The following is a 25,520-nucleotide window of genomic DNA, read 5'->3' on the forward strand; positions in this document are numbered from 1 at the left end:
CAGAAAAGATTAACGGGCGTTTTGCTTGATGAAGTCGTGAATACTGGTGTCCTGAGACATATCCGCGATGGTATCGGTCAACACGCTATTAACCGCCTTGGCAATTTTATCGTTAGAGGCCTGGAACGCGCCTTCAACGTTATAGCTGGCACGGTAGTTTTTGGTCATCTTATTGCCATTTGCAGCAGTTGCAATGATGGCGATATCGGCCTTGGTGGCGATGTTGTAACGTACGTTGCCCTGAGACACGTCCGCATACAGCTGATTAACGATGATCTGCAGATTGACTGCGCCGTTCGGCCCAATCATATAACCGCGTGCTGTCATCTGTTTCTCCAGCACTTCCTGCAACAGGAAACGCAGATCGCGGGAAGCGGTTAACGTCACCAGCTGGTTTTCACGGGTCACTTTGGCCAGCGCCTGATCCTGACGCTGGTCGGCGCCGTTAATGCTGACGGTCACGCCCATCAGGCTCGGATCCTGCTGTGGCAGCGTAATTTTAGGAGAAACATCGATGGTGGATGGCGGGGTAGCGCACCCTGCCAGCATAAATAATGCGACCAACGGGAAGAGAAGTTTTTTTAACATGTTCATGCTCTCAAGAGATCGTAAGCTTTTATGGGAAAAATTCTCGCCATCATAACATTGCCGCCGTCAAGAGGAAGGCCTCAACGCATGTAAATTCATCGTCTTGTCCTTTTTTTCAGCGCAGTAGCGATCTTTGCCGCGAAAGCAAGGCAAAACCACTAGCGCTTTCAGTAGAGATCATGCGCTTGACGGGGAAAATCAGACGAACGCTAATTTTTTGTTGTTTTCTTGTTATGGAGACGGTAAAAGCGGCTAACATTTAAAGAGATGGCTGTCATCTCAGCGTTGTCGGAGGTGTATATCATGATGATGCGTGAACAAATTGAAGAGAAGCTTAAAGCTGAATTTGAACCCCTGTTCCTGGAGGTTGTTGATGAGAGCTATCGTCACAATGTTCCGGCCGGTTCTGAAAGTCATTTCAAAGTGGTCCTGGTCAGCGATCGTTTTACCGGCGAGCGTTTCCTTAATCGCCATCGCATGATCTACGGTACGTTGACAGCGGAGCTGTCTTCAACGGTACATGCGCTTGCGCTGCATACCTACACAACGAAAGAGTGGGAAGGATTGCAGGATACCATTTTTGCTTCGCCACCTTGTCGCGGTGCCGGGAGCATTGCCTAGAAAACCAGGTTGCAACAGGCTGAACTTTTCCAGTATGTTGCATGCAGATTATGTAAAAACGGCCTGCGGGCCGTTTTGTTTTGTCTGAATTTTGAGCGAGAAACGCAGTTTTTTGGGCGAAATTGCTTCAGAAGTGTGAAAAATGGCGCAGCATTGCGGCATTCCCGTTCTCGACTCATATCTGTGATGCCGCTATAATGCTGCGTCTTATTTTTCGGAATGTCTCCGGGATGATTCTGACGACAGGGAATGTATATCTGATTTGAGAGAACATTCCGGTTCTGCAAAGCGAAAAGGTTTGCTTCGCAGAGTAGAGTTGACCGAGCACTGTGATTTTTTGAGGTAACAAGATGCAAGTTTCAGTTGAAACCACTCAGGGCCTTGGGCGCCGCGTAACGATTACAATCGCTGCTGACAGCATCGAGACCGCTGTGAAGAGCGAGCTGGTCAACGTAGCGAAGAAAGTTCGCATTGACGGCTTCCGTAAGGGCAAAGTACCGATGACTGTCGTTGCTCAACGTTATGGCGCTTCTGTTCGCCAGGACGTACTGGGCGACCTGATGAGCCGTAACTTCATCGACGCGATCATTCAGGAAAAAATCAATCCGGCTGGCGCACCGAACTATGTGCCGGGCGAATACAAACTGGGTGAAGACTTCACTTACTCCGTTGAGTTTGAAGTGTATCCGGAAGTTGAACTGAAAGCGCTGGACACCATCGAAGTTGAAAAACCGGTTGTAGAAGTTACCGATGCTGACGTTGACACCATGCTGGAAACCCTGCGCAAACAACAGGCGACCTGGAAAGATAAAGATGGCGCAGCTGACGCAGAAGATCGTGTGACCATCGACTTCAACGGTTCTGTTGACGGCGAAGAGTTTGAAGGCGGCAAAGCGACTGATTTCGTACTGGCAATGGGTCAGGGTCGTATGATCCCGGGCTTTGAAGACGGTATCAAAGGTCACAAAGCTGGCGAAGAGTTCACCATCGACGTGACCTTCCCGGAAGAGTACCACGCTGAAAACCTGAAAGGTAAAGCAGCGAAGTTCGCCATCAATCTGAAGAAAGTTGAAGAGCGTGAACTGCCGGAACTGACCGAAGACTTCATCAAACGTTTCGGCGTAGAAGATGGTTCAGTTGCTGGCCTGCGTGCTGAAGTGCGTAAAAACATGGAACGCGAACTGAAAGGCGCCGTGCGTAACCGTGTTAAGTCTCAGGCAATCGACGGTCTGGTGAAAGCGAACGAAATCGAGATCCCAGCGGCCCTGATCGACAGCGAAATCGACGTGCTGCGTCGCCAGGCTGCTCAGCGTTTTGGTGGCAACGAGAAACAAGCGCTGGAACTGCCGCGTGAACTGTTCGAAGAGCAGGCAAAACGCCGTGTCGTTGTTGGTCTGCTGCTGGGCGAAGTGATCCGTACCAACGAGCTGAAAGCTGACGAAGCGCGCGTTAAAGGCCTGATCGAAGAGATGGCTTCTGCTTACGAAGATCCGGCTGAAGTTATCGAGTTCTACAGCAAAAACAAAGAGCTGATGGACAATATGCGTAACGTCGCACTGGAAGAACAAGCGGTTGAAGCGGTTCTGGAAAAAGCGAAAGTGACTGAGAAAGCCACTTCCTTTAATGAACTGATGAACCAGCAGGCTTAATCGACTTCTGCGATAGCTAAAAGCTATAAGCCCGTCACCCGCTGGTGACGGGCTTTTTTTATCGCATCGCCATTATCAGATGTGTGCTAAAAGAGCGTTTCAGTGTTAGCGTAACAGCAAAAGATTGTTATGCTTGAAAACAGGTAATGTCATCCCCACTAAGGGAATAGTGACAGTAAAGACTCTGGCTGATAATCCGTCCGTGAGGGGTCATAGTCAGACCTCGCTCACTCAAGTACAATCAGTACAGCAGGTTTGTTTATTTTTTTATCCAGGAGACGGAAATGTCATACAGCGGCGAACGAGATAACTTTGCACCCCATATGGCCCTGGTGCCTATGGTTATTGAGCAGACTTCGCGCGGTGAGCGCTCTTTCGATATCTACTCCCGTCTTCTTAAGGAACGCGTCATTTTCCTGACCGGTCAGGTCGAGGATCATATGGCGAATCTGATTGTTGCGCAGATGTTGTTTCTGGAAGCTGAAAACCCGGAAAAAGACATTTATCTGTACATTAATTCCCCTGGTGGGGTGATTACTGCCGGTATGTCCATTTACGACACCATGCAATTTATTAAGCCGGACGTCAGTACCATTTGTATGGGGCAGGCCGCCTCTATGGGGGCGTTCCTGCTGACGGCGGGCGCAAAAGGCAAGCGTTTCTGCCTGCCGAATTCACGCGTGATGATCCATCAGCCGCTGGGCGGCTATCAGGGGCAGGCGACGGATATTGAGATCCACGCCCGTGAAATCCTGAAAGTGAAAGGGCGCATGAATGAACTTATGGCGCATCATACGGGTCAATCTTTAGAACAAATTGAACGTGATACAGAACGTGACCGCTTCCTTGCCGCGCAAGAAGCAGTAGAGTACGGGCTGGTTGATTCAATTTTAACCCATCGTAACTAATGCTCAGTACGCATGTGTCGCTATACTATTCAGTAAAAGCGGCATCATGCCTGAGTAACGTTTTGCGCCTGGATTGGCATTTGCGTCGTCGTGTGCGGCACAAAGAACAGATAAGAGGTTTTGACTCATGACAGATAAACGCAAAGATGGTTCGGGCAAACTGTTGTACTGCTCTTTCTGCGGCAAAAGCCAGCATGAAGTGCGTAAGCTGATTGCCGGGCCGTCCGTGTATATCTGCGACGAATGTGTTGATCTGTGTAACGACATTATTCGCGAAGAGATTAAAGAAGTTGCGCCGCACCGTGAGCGCAGCGCGCTGCCAACTCCGCATGAAATTCGCCACCATCTCGATGACTATGTCATTGGCCAGGAACAGGCGAAAAAAGTGCTGGCTGTTGCAGTCTATAACCACTACAAACGCCTGCGTAACGGCGACACCAGCAATGGCGTCGAGCTGGGCAAAAGTAACATTCTGCTGATTGGACCGACGGGTTCAGGTAAAACCCTGCTGGCGGAAACGCTGGCGCGTTTGCTGGATGTTCCGTTTACCATGGCGGATGCCACAACGCTGACAGAAGCAGGTTATGTGGGTGAAGATGTTGAGAACATCATCCAAAAACTGTTGCAGAAGTGCGATTACGACGTACAGAAAGCGCAACGCGGGATTGTCTACATCGATGAGATCGACAAAATTTCGCGAAAATCGGATAACCCGTCGATCACTCGCGACGTTTCCGGTGAAGGTGTGCAGCAGGCGCTGTTGAAACTGATTGAAGGTACCGTTGCTGCTGTTCCTCCGCAGGGCGGGCGTAAGCATCCGCAGCAGGAGTTCTTGCAGGTCGACACCTCCAAGATTCTGTTTATCTGTGGTGGCGCGTTTGCGGGACTCGATAAAGTCATTTCTCACCGTGTTGAAACCGGCTCCGGTATTGGTTTTGGCGCAACGGTGAAGGCGAAGTCTGAGAAAGCTAACGAAGGTGAACTGTTATCGCAGGTCGAGCCGGAAGATTTGATCAAGTTTGGTCTGATCCCGGAGTTCATCGGTCGTCTGCCGGTCGTAGCAACGCTGAATGAGTTGAGCGAAGAAGCGCTGATTCAAATCCTGAAAGAGCCGAAAAATGCGCTGACCAAACAGTATCAGGCGCTGTTTAATCTGGAAGGTGTTGATCTGGAATTCCGCGACGAAGCGCTGGATGCTATCGCCAAAAAAGCGATGGTGCGTAAAACCGGTGCGCGTGGTTTACGTTCCATCGTGGAAGCGGCGTTGCTGGACACCATGTACGACCTGCCATCAATGGAAGATGTCGAGAAAGTGGTGATTGATGAGTCGGTCATTGCCGGGCAAACCAAGCCGTTACTGATTTACGGCAAGCCGGAAGCGCAGCAGGCGTCTGGCGAATAATTCATCAATTCATACAATCAGTTAATCTAGAAGGGGGGATTTTATCTCCCCTTTTATTTTTCCTCATTCCCGCCGTTGAATGTGTGGGAAACATCCCCATATACTGCTTTACATGTTAATGGTGCGTGTTGCACAGTCACGTCACCTTATTACCTGGCGGACTTTAAACTAAGAGAGAGCTCTATGAATCCTGAGCGTTCTGAACGCATTGAAATCCCCGTATTGCCGTTGCGCGATGTGGTGGTTTATCCGCACATGGTCATTCCCTTATTTGTGGGACGGGAAAAGTCTATCCGTTGTCTCGAAGCGGCCATGGACCATGATAAAAAAATCATGCTGGTTGCACAGAAGGAAGCGTCAACGGATGAGCCGGGTGTAAACGACCTGTTCACCGTCGGGACCGTGGCGTCTATTCTGCAGATGCTGAAGCTGCCTGACGGCACTGTTAAAGTGCTGGTCGAGGGGCTTCAGCGCGCGCGCATCACCACACTTGCTGACAATGGCGAGCACTTCTCTGCGAAAGCAGAATACCTTGAATCGCCGGCCATTGACGAGCGTGAGCAGGAAGTGCTGGTACGTACAGCGATTAGCCAGTTCGAAGGCTATATCAAGCTGAATAAAAAAATTCCACCGGAAGTGCTGACGTCGCTGAATAGCATCGACGATCCTGCGCGTCTTGCGGATACCATCGCTGCACATATGCCATTGAAACTGGCGGACAAGCAGTCCGTGCTAGAAATGTCCGACGTTAACGAACGTCTGGAATATCTGATGGCGATGATGGAATCCGAAATCGATCTGTTGCAGGTTGAGAAACGTATTCGCAACCGCGTGAAAAAGCAGATGGAGAAATCCCAGCGCGAGTACTACCTGAATGAGCAGATGAAAGCCATTCAGAAAGAGCTGGGCGAGATGGACGACGCGCCGGATGAAAACGAAGCGCTGAAGCGTAAGATCGACGCGGCGAAAATGCCGAAAGAGGCAAAAGAAAAAGCCGAGTCTGAACTGCAAAAACTGAAAATGATGTCGCCGATGTCTGCTGAAGCAACGGTAGTGCGCGGTTATATCGAATGGATGGTCCAGGTACCATGGAATGCCCGTAGCAAGGTGAAAAAAGACCTGCGCCAGGCGCAAGAGATCCTGGATACCGACCATTACGGCCTGGAGCGTGTGAAAGACCGCATCCTTGAGTATCTTGCGGTTCAAAGTCGCATGAACAAGCTGAAAGGCCCGATCCTCTGCCTGGTGGGGCCGCCGGGGGTGGGTAAAACCTCGCTGGGTCAGTCCATTGCCAAAGCCACAGGGCGTAAATACATCCGTATGGCGCTGGGCGGGGTGCGTGATGAAGCGGAAATTCGCGGTCACCGTCGCACCTATATCGGTTCTATGCCGGGTAAATTGATCCAGAAAATGGCGAAAGTGGGCGTAAAAAACCCGCTGTTCCTGCTCGATGAGATCGACAAGATGTCGTCTGATATGCGCGGCGATCCGGCTTCAGCACTGCTGGAAGTCCTGGATCCGGAACAGAACGTGGCCTTCAGCGATCATTACCTGGAAGTGGACTACGACCTCAGCGATGTCATGTTCGTTGCTACCTCCAACTCCATGAACATTCCGGCTCCTCTGCTGGATCGTATGGAAGTGATCCGTCTTTCTGGTTACACCGAAGACGAAAAACTGAACATTGCAAAACGCCATCTGTTAACAAAACAGATTGAACGTAACGCGCTGAAAGAAAGCGAATTGACGGTTGATGACAGCGCAATCGTCGGCATCATCCGTTACTACACCCGCGAAGCAGGTGTGCGTGGTCTGGAGCGTGAAATCTCTAAATTGTGCCGTAAGGCGGTCAAACAGCTGCTGCTGGATCCGGAACTGAAGCACATTGAGATTAATGGTGACAATCTGCACGATTATCTGGGTGTTCAGCGCTTCGATTACGGTCGTGCCGACGACGAAAACCGCGTAGGTCAGGTCACCGGTCTGGCGTGGACGGAAGTAGGCGGCGATCTGCTGACCATTGAAACCGCGTGTGTTCCGGGCAAAGGAAAACTGACGTATACCGGTTCGTTGGGTGAAGTGATGCAGGAGTCTATCCAGGCGGCGCTTACCGTGGTACGCGCACGCGCCGAGAAACTGGGCATTAATGGCGACTTCTACGAAAAACGTGACATTCACGTTCACGTACCGGAAGGTGCAACGCCGAAAGATGGCCCGAGCGCCGGTATTGCGATGTGTACCGCGCTGGTTTCTTGCCTCACCGGGAACCCGGTGCGCGCTGATGTGGCGATGACCGGCGAAATTACCCTTCGCGGTCAGGTTCTGCCAATCGGTGGCTTGAAAGAAAAACTGCTGGCGGCACATCGTGGCGGGATTAAAACTGTTCTGATCCCTTACGAAAACAAGCGCGATTTGGAAGAGATCCCGGACAATGTCGTTGCCGATCTGGATATCCATCCGGTGAAGCGAATCGAAGAGGTTCTCAGCCTTGCGCTGCAGAATGAACCCTTCGGCATGCAGGTTGTAACGGCAAAATAGTGATTTCGCGCAAAGAGCGTTGATAAAAACAAGGCTGGTAAGTGATTTCGTACTTGCCAGCCTTTTTTTGTATAGCTAATTTAGATGGCTGGTTGGGTGTGTCATTATCAACTGCTGTTGTAAGGGCATGACAGGCCTGATATAACTGCTGCGCGGTCGCGCTGTGAAGGATGCAGGTGCGATATAAATTATAAAGAGAGGAAGAGAAGAGTGAATAAATCTCAACTGATAGACAAGATTGCCGCAGGTGCTGATATCTCTAAAGCTGCGGCTGGACGTGCGTTAGATGCTTTAATTGCTTCCGTTACCGAATCTTTGAAAGCCGGGGACGATGTTGCACTGGTAGGTTTTGGTACTTTCAAAGTTAAAAACCGTGCTGCCCGTACCGGTCGTAACCCGCAGACCGGCAAAGAAATCACTATCCCGGAAGCGAAAGTTCCAGGATTCAGTGCAGGTAAAGCGCTGAAAGACGCAGTAAACTGATCCCTTACCCCTGTGGGGAAGGTGTTATATATCAAGGGCGCATCGCGAGATGTGCCTTTTTTTTTGTGCAAACGTATTTTCTGCGAGTTTATCCGCGTTGCGGACTAACAATTGCCCCGTTTTCTTGTCAGAATACGGCTTCACGCGCAGCAGGCAACCAAAGCTGCCTGAGATCTATAGTCACCTACAGCGGAGTGTTGTTACACCATGATGGACAATTTACGCGCGGCGGCAAATCACGTCGTGCTCAAGATCATTCTGGGTTTGATTATCGTGTCATTCATTTTGACTGGCGTGGGTAACTACCTGATTGGCGGTAACAATAATTATGCCGCAGAAGTTAATGGCCAGGAAATTGGTCGTGCGCAATTTGAAAACGCCGTCTCCAGCGAACGTAACCGCATGGCGCAGCAGTTGGGCGATCAGTTTTCAGAACTGGCTGCTAACGAAAACTATATGAAATCCGTGCGTCAGCAGGTACTCAATCGCATGATTGATGAAGCGCTGCTTGACCAGTACGCGAAAAAGTTAGGCCTCGGTATTAGCGATGAGCAGGTGAAAAAAGCGATTTTCTCCACTCAGGCTTTCCAGTCTAATGGCAAATTCGATAACACCCGCTTCAACGCGCTTGTAAACCAGATGGGCATGAGCGCCGATCAATACGCGCAGGCGCTGCGTAACCAGTTAACCTCTCAACAGCTGATTAACGCAGTTGCCGGTACCGACTTTATGCTGAAAGGCGAGACAGACGAACTGGCGGCGCTGGTGGCGCAGCAGCGTGTTGTTCGCCAGGCGGTGATTGATGTTAACGCACTGGCGGCAAAACAGACCGTAAGCGATGCGGAAGTCCAATCTTACTACGATCAGAACAAGAATCGCTTTATCGAGCCGGAGCAGTTCCGCGTGAGTTACATCAAGCTGGACGCCGCAGCCATGCAGGAAAATGCCAGCGATGAAGAGATTCAGTCTTACTACGATCAGCATCAGGATCAGTTCACTCAGCCGCAGCGTAATCGTTACAGCGTTATCCAGACCAAAACGGAAGACGAAGCCAAAGCGGTACTGGAAGAGCTGAACAAAGGCGCTGACTTTGCAGCTGTTGCTAAGGCAAAATCCTCCGACATTATTTCTGCCCGTAACGGCGGCGATATGGGCTGGCTCGAAGAGGCCACCACGCCAGACGAATTGAAAAACGCCGGCCTGAAAGAAAAAGGGCAATTATCAGGCGTAATCAAATCCTCGGTGGGCTTCCTGGTTGCACGTCTTGACGACATCCAGCCGGCAAGGGTTAAACCGCTGAGCGACGTACGTGATGAACTTGCAGCGAAAGTGAAGCAAGAAAAAGCGCTGGATGCATGGTATGCGTTGCAGCAGAAAGTAAGTGAAGCCGCAAGCAACGATAATGAATCGCTGGTTGGTGCAGAACAGGCTGCCGGGACGAAAGCGGTGCAGACAGGCTGGTTCGGCCGCGACAACCTGCCGGAAGAGCTGAATTTTAAACCGGTCAGCGAGGCGATTTTTAATGGGGGTTTGGTGGGGCAGAACGGCGCGCCCGGCAGCAACTCCGATATCATCACTGTTGATGGCGATCGTGCATTTGTACTGCGTATTACCGAGCATAAAGCGGAAGCAGTAAAATCGCTGGATCAAGTGAAAGCCCAGGTCAGCGACATTGTGAAGCATACCAAGGCTGAACAGCAGGCGAAGCTGGATGCCGGGAAGCTGGTCAACGATCTCAAAGCGGGCAAAGGCGATGAGGCGCTGAAAACCGCAGGCCTGAGCTTCGGCGAAGCCAAAACGCTGGGCCGGGTGAGCCAGGATCCGGTCAGTCAGGCAGCCTTTAACCTGCCGTTGCCGACAGAGGGCAAACCCTCCTTTGGCACCGCCAGCGATCAGCAAGGTAACGTTGTGATTATCGCGCTGGACGAAATCAAAGCTGGCACAATGCCGGATGCGCAGAAAAAAGCCATGGTTCAGGGCATCACGCAGAACAATGCCCAGATCGCTTTCGAAGCACTGATGAGTAACCTGCGCAAAGAAGCCAAAATTAAACTTGGCGCCATTGCTGAGCAGCAGCAATAAGCCGTAAGGCGCAAAGCGTTACGCAAAAAGACTGCAACGTGTTGCAAACCCCAAAGGCCGCTTTCGCGGCCTTTTCCATTTCTTGTTTTTGCTGTTTGGCGGCAAGCGCACGCCTGGATATTGTGGCTTTGCTGTTGAACATAAAGGAGAAACAGAATGAAACATGGAATTAAAGCACTCTTAATTACTCTCACCGTTGCCTGTTCAGCGTTAAGTTACAGCGCGCATGCAGCCCCCACGGCTGGCGCAAAACCGCCGTTGATGCAGAGCAAAAGTGAAGCAACGTCGTCGGCCCAGAGCAAAGCAACAGAGGGGGTAAAAACGGCAGACGAAGAGGGTGGTACCCGGATCAGCATCAATAACGCAACTGCTGCCGAACTGGCAAAGGTGATGAACGGTGTCGGTCTGAAGAAAGCCCAGGCCATTGTCAGTTACCGGGAGGAGTACGGCCCGTTTAAAACTCTGGAGGATTTAAAGCAGGTGCCGGGAATGGGGAGCGCGCTGGTGGAACGCAATCTGTCGTCTCTGAAATTGTAAGGCGCTTGCGTAGTCGCTAATCTTTGCCAGAATAAAGAGGTCATACCAGTATGACCTCTGTCTCTATAACAATAACGGTAAAGGTTAAAGCGCTATGCAGACTCAAATCAAAGTTCGTGGTTTCCATCTCGATGTATACCAGCATGTGAACAATGCCCGCTATCTTGAGTTTCTTGAAGAAGCCCGCTGGGATGGGCTTGAAAATAATGACAGTTTTAAGTGGATGACCGCTAATCACATCGCCTTCGTGGTGGTTAACATTAATATTAACTATCGGCGACCGGCCGTACTAGGTGATGTACTGACGGTGACCAGTCACGTACAGCAAATCAACAGTAAAAGTGGCGTGCTCAGCCAGATAGTGACATTGAACCCTGAAGGAGAGGTCGTGGCCGACGCACTGGTTACGTTTGTGTGTATTGATTTGCGAACGCAAAAAGCGCTGGCGCTGGAAGGTGAACTGCGGGAGAAACTGGAGAAGATGATCCGCGAAGGGGATTAATAATAAATCCGGGTTACATACCGCAGGCTCCTAAACCTGAGCGCCACCAGCAACCTGCTGAGGCGGCGCTCTGTTTACCGGTACTGTCTGTTGGCTTATTTGAGCCCGGTCTTATGCTTCATTGCCGCCATTACGCCGGTTTTATCCGCCAGATAGTGCTGTAACCCGTTAGCACGCAGGTTACAGGCCGCACAGTGGCCGCATCCGTCACCTTTAATGCCGTTATAGCACGTCAGCGTTTCACGGCGCACCAGATCGAGCTTGCCCCAGTAATCGGCCAGCGCCCAGGTTTCAGCTTTATCGATCCACATCAGTGGTGTTTCAAAACGGATATCTTTCGCCAGACCAAGCGTGACCGCGTGATTAAGTGCTTTCACAAACTCATCGCGGCAGTCCGGATAGCCTGAAAAATCGGTTTCACATACACCCGTGATCACCGCTTCAGCCTGCACCTGGTAGGCATACACCGAAGCCAGCGTCAGAAACAGGATATTGCGGCCTGGTACAAAGGTGTTTGGAATACCGGTTGCGTCAGGCTCGTAGTCCGGTACCGGAATGCTGTCACGGGTCAGGCTGCTCACTGCCAGTTCATTCAGCAGGGTCACATCCAGTACTTTATGGGCCCGTGCGCCCAGCGTCAGCGCCAGTTCGCGCGCAACATCGATTTCGGCGCGATGGCGTTGCCCGTAATCAAAAGTGACGCAGTGAACTTCATCATACTGCTGTAACGCCTGAACAAGGCAGGTTGTGGAGTCTTGTCCGCCACTAAATACCACAACGGCACGTTTCATAATTCTTCCTGACAATCGCAAATAAAGCGCTATGTTAGCGCGAGCCGTCAACAGCGACCAGCTTCTTCAGCGCGAGGGGCTGGCAACCAGGCTTCGGTAAAATCAAACCAGCCGCGTGTGTTCAGTTCGATCCCTTCTACGCCAGGCGGCGCGCTAATACGATACTGGTAATTAAACAGCGGCGTGAGGGTCGCGGCATGCATCAAATTATCAAACACGTCCTGTAACGCTGCATTCCGCTGGCACTGATCGGGCTGACGCTGAACCTCATCCAGCGTGGCTTGTAAATGAGCATATTGCGGTGCTGCCAATAAATTTGGCCAGAGGGGATCGCAGCGCAGCCACTGTTCCAGCGTATACTCCGGCGCTTCGCCAATCAGCCTGTCGCCCATCATCAAGTCGGCAGTGGCCAGTTGCGTACAGCCTTCCCAGTTTTTGCCATCATGGAAGATGACCGTTAATTCGCAACCAAGCATTGCCAGATAACGCTTCAGTTGCTCCGCCATAGCGTGCAGTTCAACCGGTAAGTGATAGAGCAGTGTCAGCTTCTCGGGCAACGGAACATTCTGCTGCGGCCAGTCCGGCATTGCCCATCCAGGCAGGAGTTCTCGGGTCGGATTGATCAAGTTTTCATCCAGCGGCAGCGTCTGGAGTAGCGATGTATCGTGAATGATCTGGACCAGGCGGCGTGATTGTGCCGGGCTGAGCCGTGCGCCGGGGCGCTGGGCAAAATAACAGAAGCCAAGGCTAATGCTGTTGCCGACTGGCTGCAAATGCTGCAGTTCATCCGCCTGACCAATGGCGATTTGCACCGGGTGGCGGCAACTGGTCCCCAAATTCTGCTCAAACAGTTGCGGGGTGATCCAGTACTCCACGGCTTTCAATAAGGGGTGGCCCAAATGATAGTGCTCGTGACTTTCCAGCCGCACCAGCTCCCGGCTGAATGTCACCAGGCGAAAAGCCCCGGTTCCCACCAGTGGCTGCTGCGGATGTGCCAGACGGCTACCGTAGCTGGCGAGCCGGTGAGCCAGCCAGTAATCCGGGCGGTACAGCATAAAGGTCAGGCACCAGGGATGGCTGACTTCAATACGTGCCACACTGGCGAAAAGTTTACGCAGTGCCGGCAGATCGAGCAGCATTAGCAGGCGCGTTTGCAACTGCCCGGCGGTGACGGCATCGCCGTTATGCCAGTGGAGTGTGGCATGCAAATGAAAACGCCATTGCAGCGCATCCTGACTGACATCCCAGTGGTGCGCCAGGTCACCCTGAGGCAAAAAGCTGCGTGTAATAAAACGCGTTAAGCCACTGAAGATCTGCCCGGCCAGATGTTGTTCCGCTCGCCCCGGCAGGAAACCCGGTACCAGCGGCTCCAGCGGGCGGTAATAGGGAATACGCAACGTGGGGGTTTCGTTTTGCCATAACCCGCCAAGGAATGGGTTCAGCAATGCGCGCAGGTCATCCGCATCAAGCTGTGCCAGCGCCAGCGCATTCTGTTGTTGCCCGGTATTCAGCGCCTCCTCCAGCATACGGCTGCGCAGGGAGTCCGGCGCAACATGGAAATGCAAGTTGCCACGTTTTCCCCGCCCGGATTGCGCCTCCCAGCTTAACCAGCCAGAGGCCTGCATCTGGCGCAACAGCGTGCGCATATGCCGCTCGCTACAAAAACAACGCGAGGCGAGTGCCGTCACACTCACAGATTGGTCTTCGCCAGCGGAAGTTTGCCACAGCCGCTGGTACTGATTGAGTCGGTTAAGGCGTCGCATAAACCCGGAACAAAAATTTTTATCTATTCAGTATTACTTCCGTATATATCAGGCAATACTGAATAGCAACTGAACCTCTCACAACCGGAGAAGAAACATGGCGCGTCTGGCTGCATTTGACATGGATGGCACATTGCTTATGCCCGACCATCGCTTAGGCGAGAAAACGCTGTCGACGTTACGGCGTCTGCGCGAACGCGATATTACGCTCGCCTTTGCCACCGGGCGGCATGCACTGGAGATGCGTCAGCTTACCCGGCATTTTGAACTGGATGTCTTCCTTATCACCGGTAACGGTACCCGTATCCACTCCCGTGAAGGTGAGGTGCTTTATCGCCAGGATCTCGAACCGGCAGTCGCCGATCTTGTGCTGCACAGCAAATGGGAGACGCAGGCGACGATACATGTGTTTAATGATGCCGGCTGGCTGACGGACAAAGCGCTGCCCGATCTGCTGGAAGCGCATCTGCAAAGCGGTTTTACCTATCATCTGGCGGATCTTAAACGCCTCTCGGCGCATGAAGTCACCAAGATCGGTTTTGTTGGCGTGCATGAGGATCTCTGCCGGTTGCGTATTCAGCTTAATGAAGCCCTGGGAAACCGCGCACACTTGTGTTTCTCAGCGACTGACTGCCTGGAAGTGCTGCCGGTGGGCTGCAATAAAGGATCGGCATTGGCCGTACTCAGTGCATCGCTGGGCCTTACGTTGCAGGATTGCATGGCGTTTGGTGATGCAATGAATGACAGAGAGATGCTGGAAAGCGTGGGCTACGGCATGATTATGGGCAACGCGATGCCGCAACTTTTGGAGGCATTACCCTCTTTACCGGTTATCGGGCACTGCCGCGATCAGGCGGTGTCGCACTTTTTAACTCACTGGCTGGACACACCTAATCTTCCTTATTCCCCCGAATGACGACGATATTTCCAGCAAGCCGGGCTGTTTCAGCCCGGCTTTTTTCTTTTGGCGCCTTACCCTTGCGGGCGGGCCAGCGCAGCAATTTCCGCCTGCCACGGCGTAATATCGCCGAAGTTGGCCGCAACCCACTGCGGGTTATAGTAAGTATCAAGGTAACGCTCGCCGCTGTCGCACAGTAAGGTCACAATCGAGCCGCTGCGCCCTTCATCACGCATGCGTGCGGCAAGCTGCAGCGCACCCCACATATTGGTACCGGTAGATGCCCCCACTTTTCGTCCCAACTGCGTCTCCAGCCATTGTGCGGTCGCAACGCTGACTGCATCCGGTACGCGAAGCATTTCATCTACCACATCGGCAATAAAAGAAGGTTCGACACGCGGGCGGCCGATCCCTTCGATTTTGCTACCCACCGGGCTACGCAGGCTGGCGTCACGTTGCTGCCAGTAGTCGAGAAACACGGAGTTTTCCGGATCGACGACCATCAACTGCGTACTATAGCCCTGGCTGCGAATATAGCGGCCAATTGTGGCGGAGGTGCCGCCGGTACCGGCGCTCATCACAATGTGATCCGGCACCGGGTGCGGTTCGTTTTTCATCTGCCGGAAGATGCTATCGGCAATGTTGTTATTGCCGCGCCAGTCGGTAGCGCGTTCTGCGAAGGTAAATTGATCCATATAATGGCCATTCAGCTCTTTCGCCAGGCGCTCAGATTCGGCGTAGATTTCACACGCGCTGTCAACAAAGTGGCAGCGACCACCGTAAAACTCAATTTGTTCAACTTTGCGCTTCGCCGTGCAGTACGGCATAACCGCAATAAAGGGCAAACCCAGCAGACGGGCAAACCATGCTTCTGAAACGGCGGTAGATCCGGAAGAAGCTTCTATAATCGTTGTGCCTTCTTTGATCCAGCCATTACACAAGCCATACAGGAACAGCGAACGCGCCAGGCGGTGCTTCAGGCTGCCGGTCGGATGGGTACTTTCATCTTTCAGATAAAGGTTAATTCCCGGAAATGCTGGCAGCGTCAGGCGGATCAGATGTGTATCCGCTGAGCGTTGTGCATCGGCGTTAATCTCATTAATGGCGTATTTAACCCAACTGCTGTTCATGGTGCTTTTCCGTTTGTCATTTTGTGCCCAGTCTAGCGAAAGCGAAAGAAAAAAGGGTTGCCATTTAGCCTTTGATATAGACTAAAAAGAGAAATATTTTCTCCAGGAGTGAGGGATGTTAGATAAAATTGACCGTAAGCTGCTTTCCCTGTTGCAACAAGATTGCTCACTCTCTTTGCAGGCGCTGGCAGATGCCGTTAATCTGACCACCACACCCTGCTGGAAGCGTCTTAAGCGTCTGGAAGACGACGGGATTGTGCTCGGTCGGGTGGCGGTGCTGGATGCGGAAAAACTGGGTTTAAATCTGACGGCGTTTGTGCTGATCAAAACCCAGCATCACAGCAGCGACTGGTATTGCCGCTTTGTCAGTGAAGTAACGCAAATGCCGGAGGTGCTGGGCTTCTGGCGTATGGCAGGGGAGTATGATTACCTGTTGCGGGTACAGGTCGCGGATATGAAACGCTATGACGACTTCTACAAGAAGCTGGTGAATAGCGTCCCGGGGCTGTCAGATGTCACTTCTAGCTTCGCCATGGAACAGATAAAATACACCACGGCTTTGCCCATTGAATAACCCTCCAGGCTGTAAACCGACAGCCGGAAAATCACGTTCAGGATGTAACCGCGTGCGATTATTTGCTCAGTTAGGCTGGTATTTTCGCCGGGAATGGCGACGCTATCTCGGCGCAGTAGCCTTACTTATCATCATTGCTATCTTGCAACTTATCCCACCGAAAGTCGTGGGGATTGTTGTCGATGGCGTCACTAAAAATCAGTACACCACACAACAGGTGTGGATGTGGGTAGGCTTACTGGTCGCTGTTGCGGTGATCACCTACCTGTTGCGCTATGTCTGGCGCGTCTGGCTGTTCGGTGCCTCCTATCAACTTGCCGTTGAGCTGCGAGAGGATTTCTACCGCCAGCTCAGCCGTCAGCACCCTGAGTTCTATCTACGCCACCGTACTGGTGATTTAATGGCACGGGCCACCAATGACGTTGACCGGGTGGTGTTCGCGGCGGGCGAAGGGGTGCTGACGCTGGTGGATTCGCTGGTGATGGGCTGTGTAGTGCTGGTGGTGATGTCGACGCAAATCAGCTGGCAATTGACGCTGCTGTCGTTGCTGCCAATGCCGATTATGGCGGTGGTAATCAAACGCTACGGCGATCAGCTGCACCAGCGCTTTAAGCTCGCGCAGGCGGCGTTTTCCGCCCTAAACGATCGCACGCAGGAGAGCATGACCAGCATTCGTATGATCAAAGCTTTTGGTCTGGAGGATCGTCAGTCAGCGCTGTTTGCCAGCGAGGCGGCGGATACCGGGGCAAAAAACATGCGTGTGGCACGGGTCGATGCGCGCTTCGATCCGACTATTTATATTGCCATTGGCATGGCCAATATGCTGGCGATTGGCGGTGGGAGCTGGATGGTGGTGCACGGGAGTTTGACCCTCGGGCAACTGACCAGTTTTGCAATGTACCTCGGCCTGATGATCTGGCCGATGCTGGCGCTAGCCTGGATGTTCAACATCGTTGAACGCGGTAGCGCAGCTTACAGCCGGATCCGTGACATGCTGGCGGAGCTGCCGGTAGTGACGGACGGCAGCGAACCCGTGCCGGAAGGGCGCGGCAACCTGACGATTGCCATCCGCGAGTTCCGCTACCCGCAAAGTGAAAATGCGACGCTGAACAACGTCAGTACGGTGCTCGCACCAGGTCAGATGCTGGGGATTTGTGGGCCAACTGGCGCAGGGAAAAGTACGCTGCTGTCTTTGATCCAACGTCATTTTGATGTCACCGAGGGCGAGATCCGTTTTCACGAGACGCCGCTGCCGCAGCTGAAACTGGATGCATGGCGCAGCCGCCTGGCGGTAGTAAACCAGACGCCGTTTCTGTTTTCTGACTCTGTCGCCGCCAACATCGCGCTGGGCAAACCCGGTGCCACGCAGGAAGAGATCGAACATGTGGCGCGGCTGGCCAGCGTGCATGAGGATATTCTGCGCCTGCCGCAAGGCTATGCGACCGAAGTCGGCGAACGCGGTGTGATGCTCTCCGGCGGGCAGAAACAGCGTATTTCCATTGCCCGCGCCCTGTTGCTGAATGCCGAGATTTTAATCCTTGATGATGCGCTCTCTGCGGTTGACGGACGCACCGAACACCAAATTCTGCATAACCTTCGCCAGTGGGGGGAAGGACGCACGGTGATCATCAGCGCACACCGTTTGTCGGCGCTGACGGAAGCCAGCGAAATCCTTGTCATGCAGCATGGGCATATTGCCCAGCGCGGCCAGCATGAGCAACTGGCGCGCCAGCCCGGCTGGTATCGCGATATGTATCGCTACCAGCAGCTGGAAGCTGCGTTAAATGATGTACCGGAGGAGGCCGTCGATGCGTAATTTTGGTAAGCAGTGGCCCACCCTCAAACGTCTGCTTAAGTACGGTTCGCCGTGGCGTAAACCGCTGGCGAAAGCCGTGGTGATGTTGTGGGTCGCGGCAGCCGCGGAGGTCTCCGGGCCGGCGCTGATAAGCTACTTTATCGACAATATGGTGGCAAAAAATAACCTGCCGCTTGCGCTGGTTGCCGGGCTGGCGGCTGTTTACGTCGGTCTGCAATTTCTGGCGGCACTGCTGCACTATTCCCAGTCGCTGTTGTTCAACCAGGCAGCAGTGGGTGTGGTGCAACAATTGCGGACTGACGTGATGGATGCCGCGCTGCGTCAGCCCTTAAGCGAGTTCGATGTTCAGCCGGTCGGGCAAATTATCTCCCGCGTGACGAACGATACGGAAGTGATCCGCGATCTCTACGTGACGGTGGTGGCAACGGTGTTGCGCAGCGCGGCGCTGATTGGCGCGATGCTGGTGGCGATGTTCAGCCTCGACTGGCGCATGGCGCTGGTGGCGATGGCGATCTTCCCGGCGGTGCTGATTGTTATGCTGATTTACCAGCGTTACAGCACGCCGATTGTGCGGAGAATGCGCGCTTACCTTGCCGATATCAATGATGGCTTTAACGAAATCATTAACGGCATGAGCGTGATCCAGCAGTTCCGCCAACAGGCCCGCTTTGGCGAGCAACTCGGCGAGGCCAGCCGTTCGCACTATATGGCGCGGATGCAAACCCTGCGGCTGGATGGTTTTTTACTGCGCCCGCTGCTGAGCCTTTTCTCTGCGCTGGTGCTGTGTGGCTTGCTCATGCTGTTTGGTTTTTCTACCGTTGGTACGGTAGAAGTCGGAGTGCTCTATGCCTTTATCAGTTACCTTGGCCGTCTGAATGAGCCCTTGATCGAACTGACTACCCAGCAGTCGATGTTGCAGCAGGCAGTGGTTGCCGGTGAACGCGTGTTCGAGCTGATGGATCGTCCGCGCCAGTCTTACGGCGAAGACGAGACGCCCTTGCGCAGCGGCGCTATTGACATCGACAATGTCTCGTTTGCCTACCGTGAAGATCAACTGGTATTGCAGGACATTTCGTTGCATGTGGAGCCGCGTAGCTTTGTTGCGCTGGTCGGGCACACCGGTAGCGGTAAGAGCACGCTGGCCAGCCTGCTGATGGGCTACTATCCCTTAACGCAAGGGGAGATCCGCCTCGACGGGCGCCCGCTGGCCGCGCTGAGCCACAGCACGTTGCGTAAAGGCGTTGCGATGGTGCAGCAGGATCCGGTGGTACTGGCAGACAGCTTTTTTGCCAATGTGACGCTGGGCCGTGATATCAGCGAAGCGCAGGTTTGGCATGCGCTGGAAGTGGTGCAACTGGCGGAACTGGCGCGCGGAATGAGCGAAGGTATTCATACCCGGCTGGGTGAGCAGGGCAATAACCTGTCTGTGGGGCAGAAGCAGTTACTGGCGCTGGCGCGGGTGCTGGTGGAAACGCCACAGATCCTGATCCTCGATGAAGCCACGGCGAATATCGACTCGGGTACCGAGCAGGCGATCCAGCATGCACTGGCGGCAGTGCGTGAAAAGACTACCCTGGTGGTCATTGCGCACCGGTTGTCGACTATTGTCGAGGCCGAAACCATTTTGGTGCTGCACCGCGGGCAGGCGGTAGAACGGGGTACGCATCAGCAACTGCTTGAAGCGAAAGGGCGCTACTGGCAAATGTATCAATTACAACTGGCGGGCGAAGAGCTGGCGGCCAGCGCCAGGGAAGAGTCTCTTACCGCCTGATGCACCAAAAGTAAGCGCACCTGTGACAGTCATCGCTGTTGGTGCAAAAAAATAACGCACCATGCACTATCATGGTGCGTTATTTCTGACCAGGAACATTCCGAGCGGCAACCTCTCATTCCCCCTTATCGCCTTTTCTCTGGCTACACGCGCTAATAAGCTGAAATCCTCTCTGTTTTGATTTTTGGCACACCGCTTGCAAAGTCTATTGCGTATTAGCTGCGGCCATTATCGAATTCGACTGGAGGGGGATGTATGAAGCTGGTTACCGTGGTGATTAAACCATTCAAACTCGAAGACGTTCGTGAAGCACTGTCTTCAATTGGTATTCAGGGGCTGACCGTGACGGAAGTGAAAGGTTTTGGCCGTCAGAAAGGTCATGCCGAGTTGTACCGCGGTGCGGAATATAGCGTCAATTTCCTGCCGAAAGTGAAAATTGATGTGGCAATTGCTGATGATCAGCTCGATGAGGTTATCGATGTCATCAGTAAAGCGGCCTACACCGGAAAAATTGGCGACGGCAAAATTTTCGTTGCCGAGCTGCAACGCGTCATTCGTATTCGTACCGGCGAAGCCGACGAAGCGGCCCTGTAATACCTGGCACACAGTGATAGGGATGGAAAAATGAAGAACACAACACTAAAAACAACGCTCGCTTCACTGGCCTTGCTGCCAGGTCTGGCTCTGGCGGCCCCGGCCGTTGCAGACAAAGCGGATAACGGCTTTATGATGATCTGCACCGCACTGGTGCTGTTTATGACAATCCCTGGCATTGCGCTGTTTTACGGCGGCCTGATCCGCGGTAAAAACGTCCTCTCTATGCTGACGCAGGTTGCGGTAACGTTCGCGCTGGTGTGCATTCTGTGGGTGGTGTATGGCTATTCGCTGGCTTTCGGCGAAGGCAACAGCTTCTTCGGCAGCTTTAACTGGGCGATGTTGAAAAATATCGAACTGACCGCCGTGATGGGTAGCATCTATCAGTACATTCATGTTGCCTTCCAGGGCTCTTTTGCCTGCATTACGGTCGGCCTGATCGTGGGCGCGCTGGCGGAACGTATTCGTTTCTCTGCGGTGCTTATTTTCGTGGTGGTATGGCTGACGCTCTCTTATGTACCGATTGCGCATATGGTCTGGGGCGGTGGTTTGCTGGCAACCCATGGCGCACTCGATTTCGCGGGCGGTACGGTTGTCCACATTAACGCCGCGATCGCCGGGCTGGTCGGTGCCTACCTGATTGGTAAACGTGTCGGTTTTGGCAAAGAAGCCTTCAAACCGCACAACCTGCCGATGGTCTTCACCGGCACGGCAATCCTCTATGTCGGCTGGTTCGGTTTTAACGCCGGTTCCGCAAGCTCTGCTAACGAAATCGCAGCGCTGGCCTTTGTGAATACCGTCGTGGCGACCGCGGCGGCGATCCTCTCCTGGGTGTTTGGCGAGTGGGCTATGCGTGGTAAACCTTCGCTGCTCGGTGCCTGTTCTGGTGCGATTGCCGGTCTGGTTGGCATTACCCCGGCTTGCGGTTATGTCGGTGTTGGCGGCGCGCTGATTATTGGTCTGATCGCTGGTCTGGCGGGCTTGTGGGGTGTCACAGCTCTGAAGCGTATCCTGCGTGTTGATGACCCGTGCGACGTCTTCGGTGTGCACGGCGTCTGTGGCATCGTGGGCTGTATTCTGACCGGGATTTTCGCCTCAACCTCGCTTGGTGGTGTAGGCTTCGCCGCTGGCGTAACCATGGGCCACCAGTTGCTGGTGCAACTGGAAAGTATCGCGATCACTATCGTGTGGTCGGGTGTGGTGGCCTTTATCGGTTACAAACTGGCTGATATGACCGTGGGCCTGCGCGTACCGGAAGAGCAAGAACGTGAAGGGCTGGATGTGAACAGCCACGGCGAAAACGCCTACAACGCCTGAATGCATTGCGTTATCTCCTGAGCATAAAAAAGCCTCCCTTCGGGAGGCTTTTCTTTCTCTGCCACACCCCTGCTAGCAAGGGTGACATGATTGCCCACAGTGGTGTCAGTTACGGTTACGCATTACCCCTTCCTGCACAGTCGAGGCGACCAGCACACCGTCCTGGGTGTAGAACTCACCGCGCACAAAGCCGCGCGCGCTGGATGCCGAGGTGCTTTCCACGCTGTAGAGCAGCCATTCGTTGATATTGAACGGACGATGGAACCACATCGAGTGGTCGATAGTTGCCACTTGCATACCGCGCTCCAGAAAACCCACGCCGTGCGGCTGTAAAGCAACCGGCAGAAAGTTGAAGTCAGACGCGTAGCCCAGCAGGTACTGGTGCACGCGAAAATCTTCCGGTACCAGGCCATTGGCGCGGATCCACACCTGGCGCGTCGGTTCAGCCACATGGCCTTTTAACGGGTTATGAAACTCTACCGGGCGGATCTCCAGCGGTTTGTCGCTGATGAACTTCTCTTTGACCACAGGCGGCAGCAAATGTGAGAGATCGCGGGCGATTTCGGTTTCCGACTTCAGTGAATCGGGTGACGGGGCAGGTGGCATGGTTTTTTGATGTTCATACCCCGGCTCGGGTGCCTGGAAAGAGGCCGTCATATAGAAAATAGGCTTACCGTTTTGCACAGCAGCAACGCGACGGGCGCTAAAGCTGTTGCCATCCCGCAGGACTTCCACATCGTAAACAATTGGTTTCTGACTGTCGCCCGGACGCAGAAAGTAACTGTGAAAAGAGTGAACCAGACGATCGACCGGGACCGTCTCTTTTGCTGCATACAGTGCTTGCCCCACAACCTGGCCGCCAAACACCTGGCGCAGGCCTAAATCTTCGCTCTGCCCACGGAACAGACCTTCTTCAATCTTTTCCAGATTTAATAATGCCAGCAGATTAGTAAGCGCTTGACTCATAGATTTCCTCAACATAAATAACAGCCGACAAAGCGAATGACAGGTTGATTATAACCTGGAAATGAAAGTGGTCCGATGGGTGCAATAATCTGAATAGAAGGGGGTTTACAGGAAGAAATCGCGGATATGTGCCACACTTGTTCTCGTTACGATGGTTTAACCACACACATGCTGGCAGGGGTGATCCTGCCGGTGCATTGAAGATAAGGAGAACTCAATGAAACTCGTGCACATGTTAAGTGGTTTAGCAGTGGCTGTTGCACTGTCTGCCTGCGCCCAACGCGGCGGGGATATTCCTACACCTGCACCGAATCCGAACGCGCCAGCGGCGACCAATAAACCGGCCATTACTCAGCCTAATGTTTCTGGTTCGGTTTGGATCCGCCAGAAAGTGGCGCTGCCGCCGGACGCCGTACTTACTGTCACCGTTTCCGATGCGTCGCAGGCCGATGCCCCGTCCAAAGTGATTGCACAGAAAGCGGTGCGCACAGAAGGCAAACAGGCACCTTTCAGCTTCGTGCTGCCGTTTAACCCGGCGGACGTCCAGCCGAATGCCCGTATTTTGCTGAGTGCGGCCATCACGGTTGACGATAAAATCGTGTTTATTACCGATACCGTGAAACCGGTGATCAACCAGGGCGGTACCAAAGTTGACCTGACGCTGGTGCCCGTACAGCAAACCGCAGTGCCTTTGCAGCAGAGCGGCGGTGCGGCGACCACGGTACCCTCGACGTCACCGACGCAGGTAAACCCGTCTGAAGCCACGCCGGCACCGACTCAGTATTAATCCCCCGTGCTCCTCTCCTTTGGAGAGGAGCCGTCAAAACTGCCAGCGATAGCGCTGCATATCGATTTGCCCACTTCCCGACACGATGACACCCTCGGTCAGTAATGCCTGGCGTTGACGCAGCAGATCCGGTCCCGTTAGTGAAATGCAACCATGGCGGTTCACCACACGGTGCCACGGCAGCGTGCTGCCTTCGGGTAAACGTTTAAGTACGCCGCCAACTTGTCTCGCTGCTCGCGGCGAACCCGCCAGACGCGCCACGTCGCCATAAGTCGTGACGTAGCCTTCCGGTATGGCAGCAACAATTTGCCAGACGCGTTGAGGAAAGGAATCTTCGTTATCCATCATCGGTTCCTGAAGGGAAGAAGGTGCAGCATAAACAGCGTTACGCAGGCTGTGAAGTGCGGATTGTGCAAGAAACCAGCATCCGTCCGGGCGCGGCTTGCATTTGCCACCCCGGATAGGGATAATGCGCCAGCGCGTTGGTTAACAACGCTCTCAATGGGGGCTCTGTTGGTTCTCCCGCAACGCTACTCTGTTCACCAGGTCAGGTCCGGAAGGAAGCAGCCAGGGCAGAAGACGTGTGTGCCGGGATGTAGCTGGCAGGGCCCCCACCCATTTGTGCTTCACGTAGCTGAATAGCGCAAATATCCCACCGTACCCTGACAACCGCCGTCTGAAGGGTGGCTGACCCCGTCAGAGACCGGCACTTCAGAAAAATCAAACGGTGATACGCCTTCAATACACGCGACATTCACACCATACTGATCCGGGTTCGACCGCCTCTGGTGAAAGGTGTAAATACCGCAGACAGAGCAAAAATAGTGCACGGCCTGCTGCGTATTAAAGCGATATTCGGTTAATTTTTCCTGCCCCTTTATGATGTGTATTCCGGATAGCGGAGCAGAAACCGCTACCGCGCCACGCATGCGGCAAAATGAACAATTGCAGCGGCGCACGGTGTTAAACCCATCACTCAGTTGCACGGTAAATACCACTGCGCCGCAATGGCATTGTGCCTTTAGCCTTTCTGACATGGTTTCTCCTGGTTAGTGAACATCAGATGCTTCAACCTTAGCCTTTTTATGCTGCTGCGCCAGGCTGTAACAGCGTTGCGCTTTGTCTGCGCAAAAAAAACGGGTAGGGTTAGCCGTGGCGTTTTCGCCCGCCGTTGTTCACCAAAAAAGCACAGGATAAACAGGAAGGGAAATGCGTAAATTTCTGATGGTATTAACATTATCAATGTCCACCGCATCGTATGCCGCCACCTTGCATTCGGGGGTCTATGAAGAGCTGCAGCTTGCTGTTTCTCCCGCCGGAGATATCACCGGTTACTATTCTGAAACCATGGGCCAGGGTGTCACGCGTACCTGTGCATTTGCACTGGCAGGGAAATCAGGCACGTCGCAGGAAGCGGAGATACGCAGTTGGTCGTCAGACGTGCTGCCGGGGCACCTTACCGCAACGGACAAAGGCGTAATATTACGTATCCCGCAGGGGCAAACTCACGATGGCTGCATGAATGTGATGGTGCCGCTGATAGATGAGGGGCTGGAGCTGCAGAGTACGCGGCAGACTCACTGGTCGTCGATGATGGAAGTCTCCGGTGAGCGCGTCTATTTAAGCAGCTCACCGGATGTCGCCACGCGGCGTAAAGCGTGGATTGTCCAGGGCGATGTGGTCGGTGTGCTGAAAAGCCAGTCAGGCTGGACGCAGATTGAGTATGTGAGCGAAAGCGGTAAAAGCACCATCGGCTGGGTAGAAAACAGTGCGATTAAACCCCTAACACCGCCTGCGCCATGA

At 53.4% G+C, this 25,520-nt stretch carries 24 protein-coding genes and 1 other RNA gene; 18 read left to right on the forward strand and 7 right to left on the reverse strand.

The window, feature by feature from the left end:
• Positions 1–9: 9 nt before the first annotated feature.
• Complete coding sequence (locus tag RTX30_RS09010; protein ID WP_312689007.1) at positions 10–588, reverse strand: lipoprotein; 579 nt, start codon at positions 586–588, stop codon at positions 10–12.
• A 303-nt stretch (positions 589–891) separates the two neighbouring features.
• On the opposite strand from RTX30_RS09010, the gene bolA reads away from it, so the two are divergent.
• From bolA to RTX30_RS09055, 9 genes are all read left to right on the forward strand, one after another.
• A complete protein-coding gene (gene bolA, locus RTX30_RS09015; RefSeq protein ID WP_312689009.1) occupies positions 892–1,209 on the forward strand; it encodes a transcriptional regulator BolA in 318 nt (105 codons plus the stop codon).
• 350 nt (positions 1,210–1,559) lie between these two features.
• Positions 1,560–2,858 (forward strand): trigger factor, encoded by a 1,299-nt coding sequence (tig, locus tag RTX30_RS09020; RefSeq protein ID WP_312689011.1) that lies wholly within the window; start codon positions 1,560–1,562, stop codon positions 2,856–2,858.
• A gap of 284 nt (positions 2,859–3,142) precedes the next feature.
• Positions 3,143–3,766 (forward strand): ATP-dependent Clp endopeptidase proteolytic subunit ClpP, encoded by a 624-nt coding sequence (gene clpP, locus RTX30_RS09025; protein ID WP_017458886.1) that lies wholly within the window; start codon positions 3,143–3,145, stop codon positions 3,764–3,766.
• A 127-nt stretch (positions 3,767–3,893) separates the two neighbouring features.
• Entirely contained in the window at positions 3,894–5,168 is a 1,275-nt protein-coding gene (gene clpX, locus RTX30_RS09030; RefSeq protein ID WP_263097794.1) for an ATP-dependent protease ATP-binding subunit ClpX, read from the forward strand.
• A 183-nt stretch (positions 5,169–5,351) separates the two neighbouring features.
• Complete coding sequence (lon, locus tag RTX30_RS09035) at positions 5,352–7,706, forward strand: endopeptidase La (protein WP_312689015.1); 2,355 nt, start codon at positions 5,352–5,354, stop codon at positions 7,704–7,706.
• 210 nt (positions 7,707–7,916) lie between these two features.
• Positions 7,917–8,189, forward strand: coding sequence for a nucleoid-associated protein HU-beta (gene hupB / locus RTX30_RS09040; protein ID WP_312689017.1), 273 nt, complete (start codon positions 7,917–7,919; stop codon positions 8,187–8,189).
• 207 nt (positions 8,190–8,396) lie between these two features.
• Positions 8,397–10,271 carry a peptidylprolyl isomerase gene (gene ppiD, locus RTX30_RS09045; RefSeq protein WP_312689019.1) on the forward strand — a complete coding sequence of 625 codons (1,875 nt, stop codon included), beginning with the start codon at positions 8,397–8,399 and terminating at the stop codon, positions 10,269–10,271.
• Positions 10,272–10,427: 156 nt separating this feature from the next.
• Positions 10,428–10,808: a helix-hairpin-helix domain-containing protein gene (locus tag RTX30_RS09050; protein ID WP_312689021.1), complete on the forward strand. Its 381-nt coding sequence runs from the start codon at positions 10,428–10,430 to the stop codon at positions 10,806–10,808.
• 94 nt (positions 10,809–10,902) lie between these two features.
• Positions 10,903–11,310, forward strand: a complete 408-nt coding sequence (locus tag RTX30_RS09055; protein ID WP_312689023.1) for a YbgC/FadM family acyl-CoA thioesterase — start codon at positions 10,903–10,905, stop codon at positions 11,308–11,310.
• Positions 11,311–11,405: 95 nt separating this feature from the next.
• Here RTX30_RS09055 and queC read toward each other — a convergent pair whose 3' ends face one another.
• The gene (gene queC / locus RTX30_RS09060; protein ID WP_312689025.1) at positions 11,406–12,101 is read right to left on the reverse strand and encodes a 7-cyano-7-deazaguanine synthase QueC; all 696 of its coding nucleotides are present in this window, start codon (positions 12,099–12,101) and stop codon (positions 11,406–11,408) included.
• Positions 12,102–12,148: 47 nt separating this feature from the next.
• Positions 12,149–13,864 (reverse strand): SgrR family transcriptional regulator, encoded by a 1,716-nt coding sequence (locus tag RTX30_RS09065; protein WP_312689026.1) that lies wholly within the window; start codon positions 13,862–13,864, stop codon positions 12,149–12,151.
• Between the two features lie 97 nt (positions 13,865–13,961).
• Between RTX30_RS09065 and cof the strand changes: the two genes are divergently transcribed.
• Positions 13,962–14,780 carry an HMP-PP phosphatase gene (gene cof, locus RTX30_RS09070; protein WP_312689028.1) on the forward strand — a complete coding sequence of 273 codons (819 nt, stop codon included), beginning with the start codon at positions 13,962–13,964 and terminating at the stop codon, positions 14,778–14,780.
• A gap of 56 nt (positions 14,781–14,836) precedes the next feature.
• On the opposite strand, the gene RTX30_RS09075 is transcribed toward cof, so the two are convergent.
• Positions 14,837–15,892 carry a PLP-dependent cysteine synthase family protein gene (locus RTX30_RS09075; protein WP_312689030.1) on the reverse strand — a complete coding sequence of 352 codons (1,056 nt, stop codon included), beginning with the start codon at positions 15,890–15,892 and terminating at the stop codon, positions 14,837–14,839.
• Between the two features lie 115 nt (positions 15,893–16,007).
• On the opposite strand from RTX30_RS09075, the gene RTX30_RS09080 reads away from it, so the two are divergent.
• The 5 genes from RTX30_RS09080 (at position 16,008) to amtB (ending at position 21,964) form a co-directional block, all read left to right on the forward strand.
• Positions 16,008–16,466, forward strand: coding sequence for an Lrp/AsnC family transcriptional regulator (locus tag RTX30_RS09080; protein WP_312689032.1), 459 nt, complete (start codon positions 16,008–16,010; stop codon positions 16,464–16,466).
• 52 nt (positions 16,467–16,518) lie between these two features.
• Positions 16,519–18,282 (forward strand): SmdA family multidrug ABC transporter permease/ATP-binding protein, encoded by a 1,764-nt coding sequence (locus RTX30_RS09085; protein ID WP_312689034.1) that lies wholly within the window; start codon positions 16,519–16,521, stop codon positions 18,280–18,282.
• Positions 18,275–20,053 carry a SmdB family multidrug efflux ABC transporter permease/ATP-binding protein gene (locus tag RTX30_RS09090; protein ID WP_312689036.1) on the forward strand — a complete coding sequence of 593 codons (1,779 nt, stop codon included), beginning with the start codon at positions 18,275–18,277 and terminating at the stop codon, positions 20,051–20,053. Before RTX30_RS09085 ends, RTX30_RS09090 begins: the two co-directional genes overlap by 8 nt.
• Positions 20,054–20,308: 255 nt before the next feature.
• Entirely contained in the window at positions 20,309–20,647 is a 339-nt protein-coding gene (gene glnK, locus RTX30_RS09095; RefSeq protein WP_002891893.1) for a P-II family nitrogen regulator, read from the forward strand.
• 30 nt (positions 20,648–20,677) lie between these two features.
• Positions 20,678–21,964: an ammonium transporter AmtB gene (gene amtB / locus RTX30_RS09100; RefSeq protein WP_312689038.1), complete on the forward strand. Its 1,287-nt coding sequence runs from the start codon at positions 20,678–20,680 to the stop codon at positions 21,962–21,964.
• Positions 21,965–22,069: 105 nt separating this feature from the next.
• Here the strand turns inward: amtB and tesB are convergent, their stop codons facing one another.
• Positions 22,070–22,930: an acyl-CoA thioesterase II gene (gene tesB / locus RTX30_RS09105; protein ID WP_312689040.1), complete on the reverse strand. Its 861-nt coding sequence runs from the start codon at positions 22,928–22,930 to the stop codon at positions 22,070–22,072.
• Positions 22,931–23,147: 217 nt separating this feature from the next.
• On the opposite strand from tesB, the gene RTX30_RS09110 reads away from it, so the two are divergent.
• On the forward strand, positions 23,148–23,717 hold the full coding sequence (locus tag RTX30_RS09110; protein WP_312689042.1) for a YbaY family lipoprotein: 570 nt from the start codon (positions 23,148–23,150) through the stop codon (positions 23,715–23,717).
• Positions 23,718–23,750: 33 nt separating this feature from the next.
• Here RTX30_RS09110 and RTX30_RS09115 read toward each other — a convergent pair whose 3' ends face one another.
• Positions 23,751–24,062 carry an MGMT family protein gene (locus tag RTX30_RS09115; protein WP_312689137.1) on the reverse strand — a complete coding sequence of 104 codons (312 nt, stop codon included), beginning with the start codon at positions 24,060–24,062 and terminating at the stop codon, positions 23,751–23,753.
• Between the two features lie 166 nt (positions 24,063–24,228).
• Here RTX30_RS09115 and ffs point away from each other — a divergent pair.
• Positions 24,229–24,325, forward strand: an RNA gene (gene ffs / locus RTX30_RS09120) — signal recognition particle sRNA small type.
• An 18-nt stretch (positions 24,326–24,343) separates the two neighbouring features.
• On the opposite strand, the gene RTX30_RS09125 is transcribed toward ffs, so the two are convergent.
• Positions 24,344–24,754: a GFA family protein gene (locus RTX30_RS09125; RefSeq protein WP_312689044.1), complete on the reverse strand. Its 411-nt coding sequence runs from the start codon at positions 24,752–24,754 to the stop codon at positions 24,344–24,346.
• 172 nt (positions 24,755–24,926) lie between these two features.
• On the opposite strand from RTX30_RS09125, the gene RTX30_RS09130 reads away from it, so the two are divergent.
• The gene (locus RTX30_RS09130; protein WP_312689045.1) at positions 24,927–25,520 is read left to right on the forward strand and encodes a hypothetical protein; all 594 of its coding nucleotides are present in this window, start codon (positions 24,927–24,929) and stop codon (positions 25,518–25,520) included.

It is taken from the genome of Kosakonia sp. (assembly GCF_032052965.1).
Lineage (GTDB): Bacteria > Pseudomonadota > Gammaproteobacteria > Enterobacterales > Enterobacteriaceae > Kosakonia.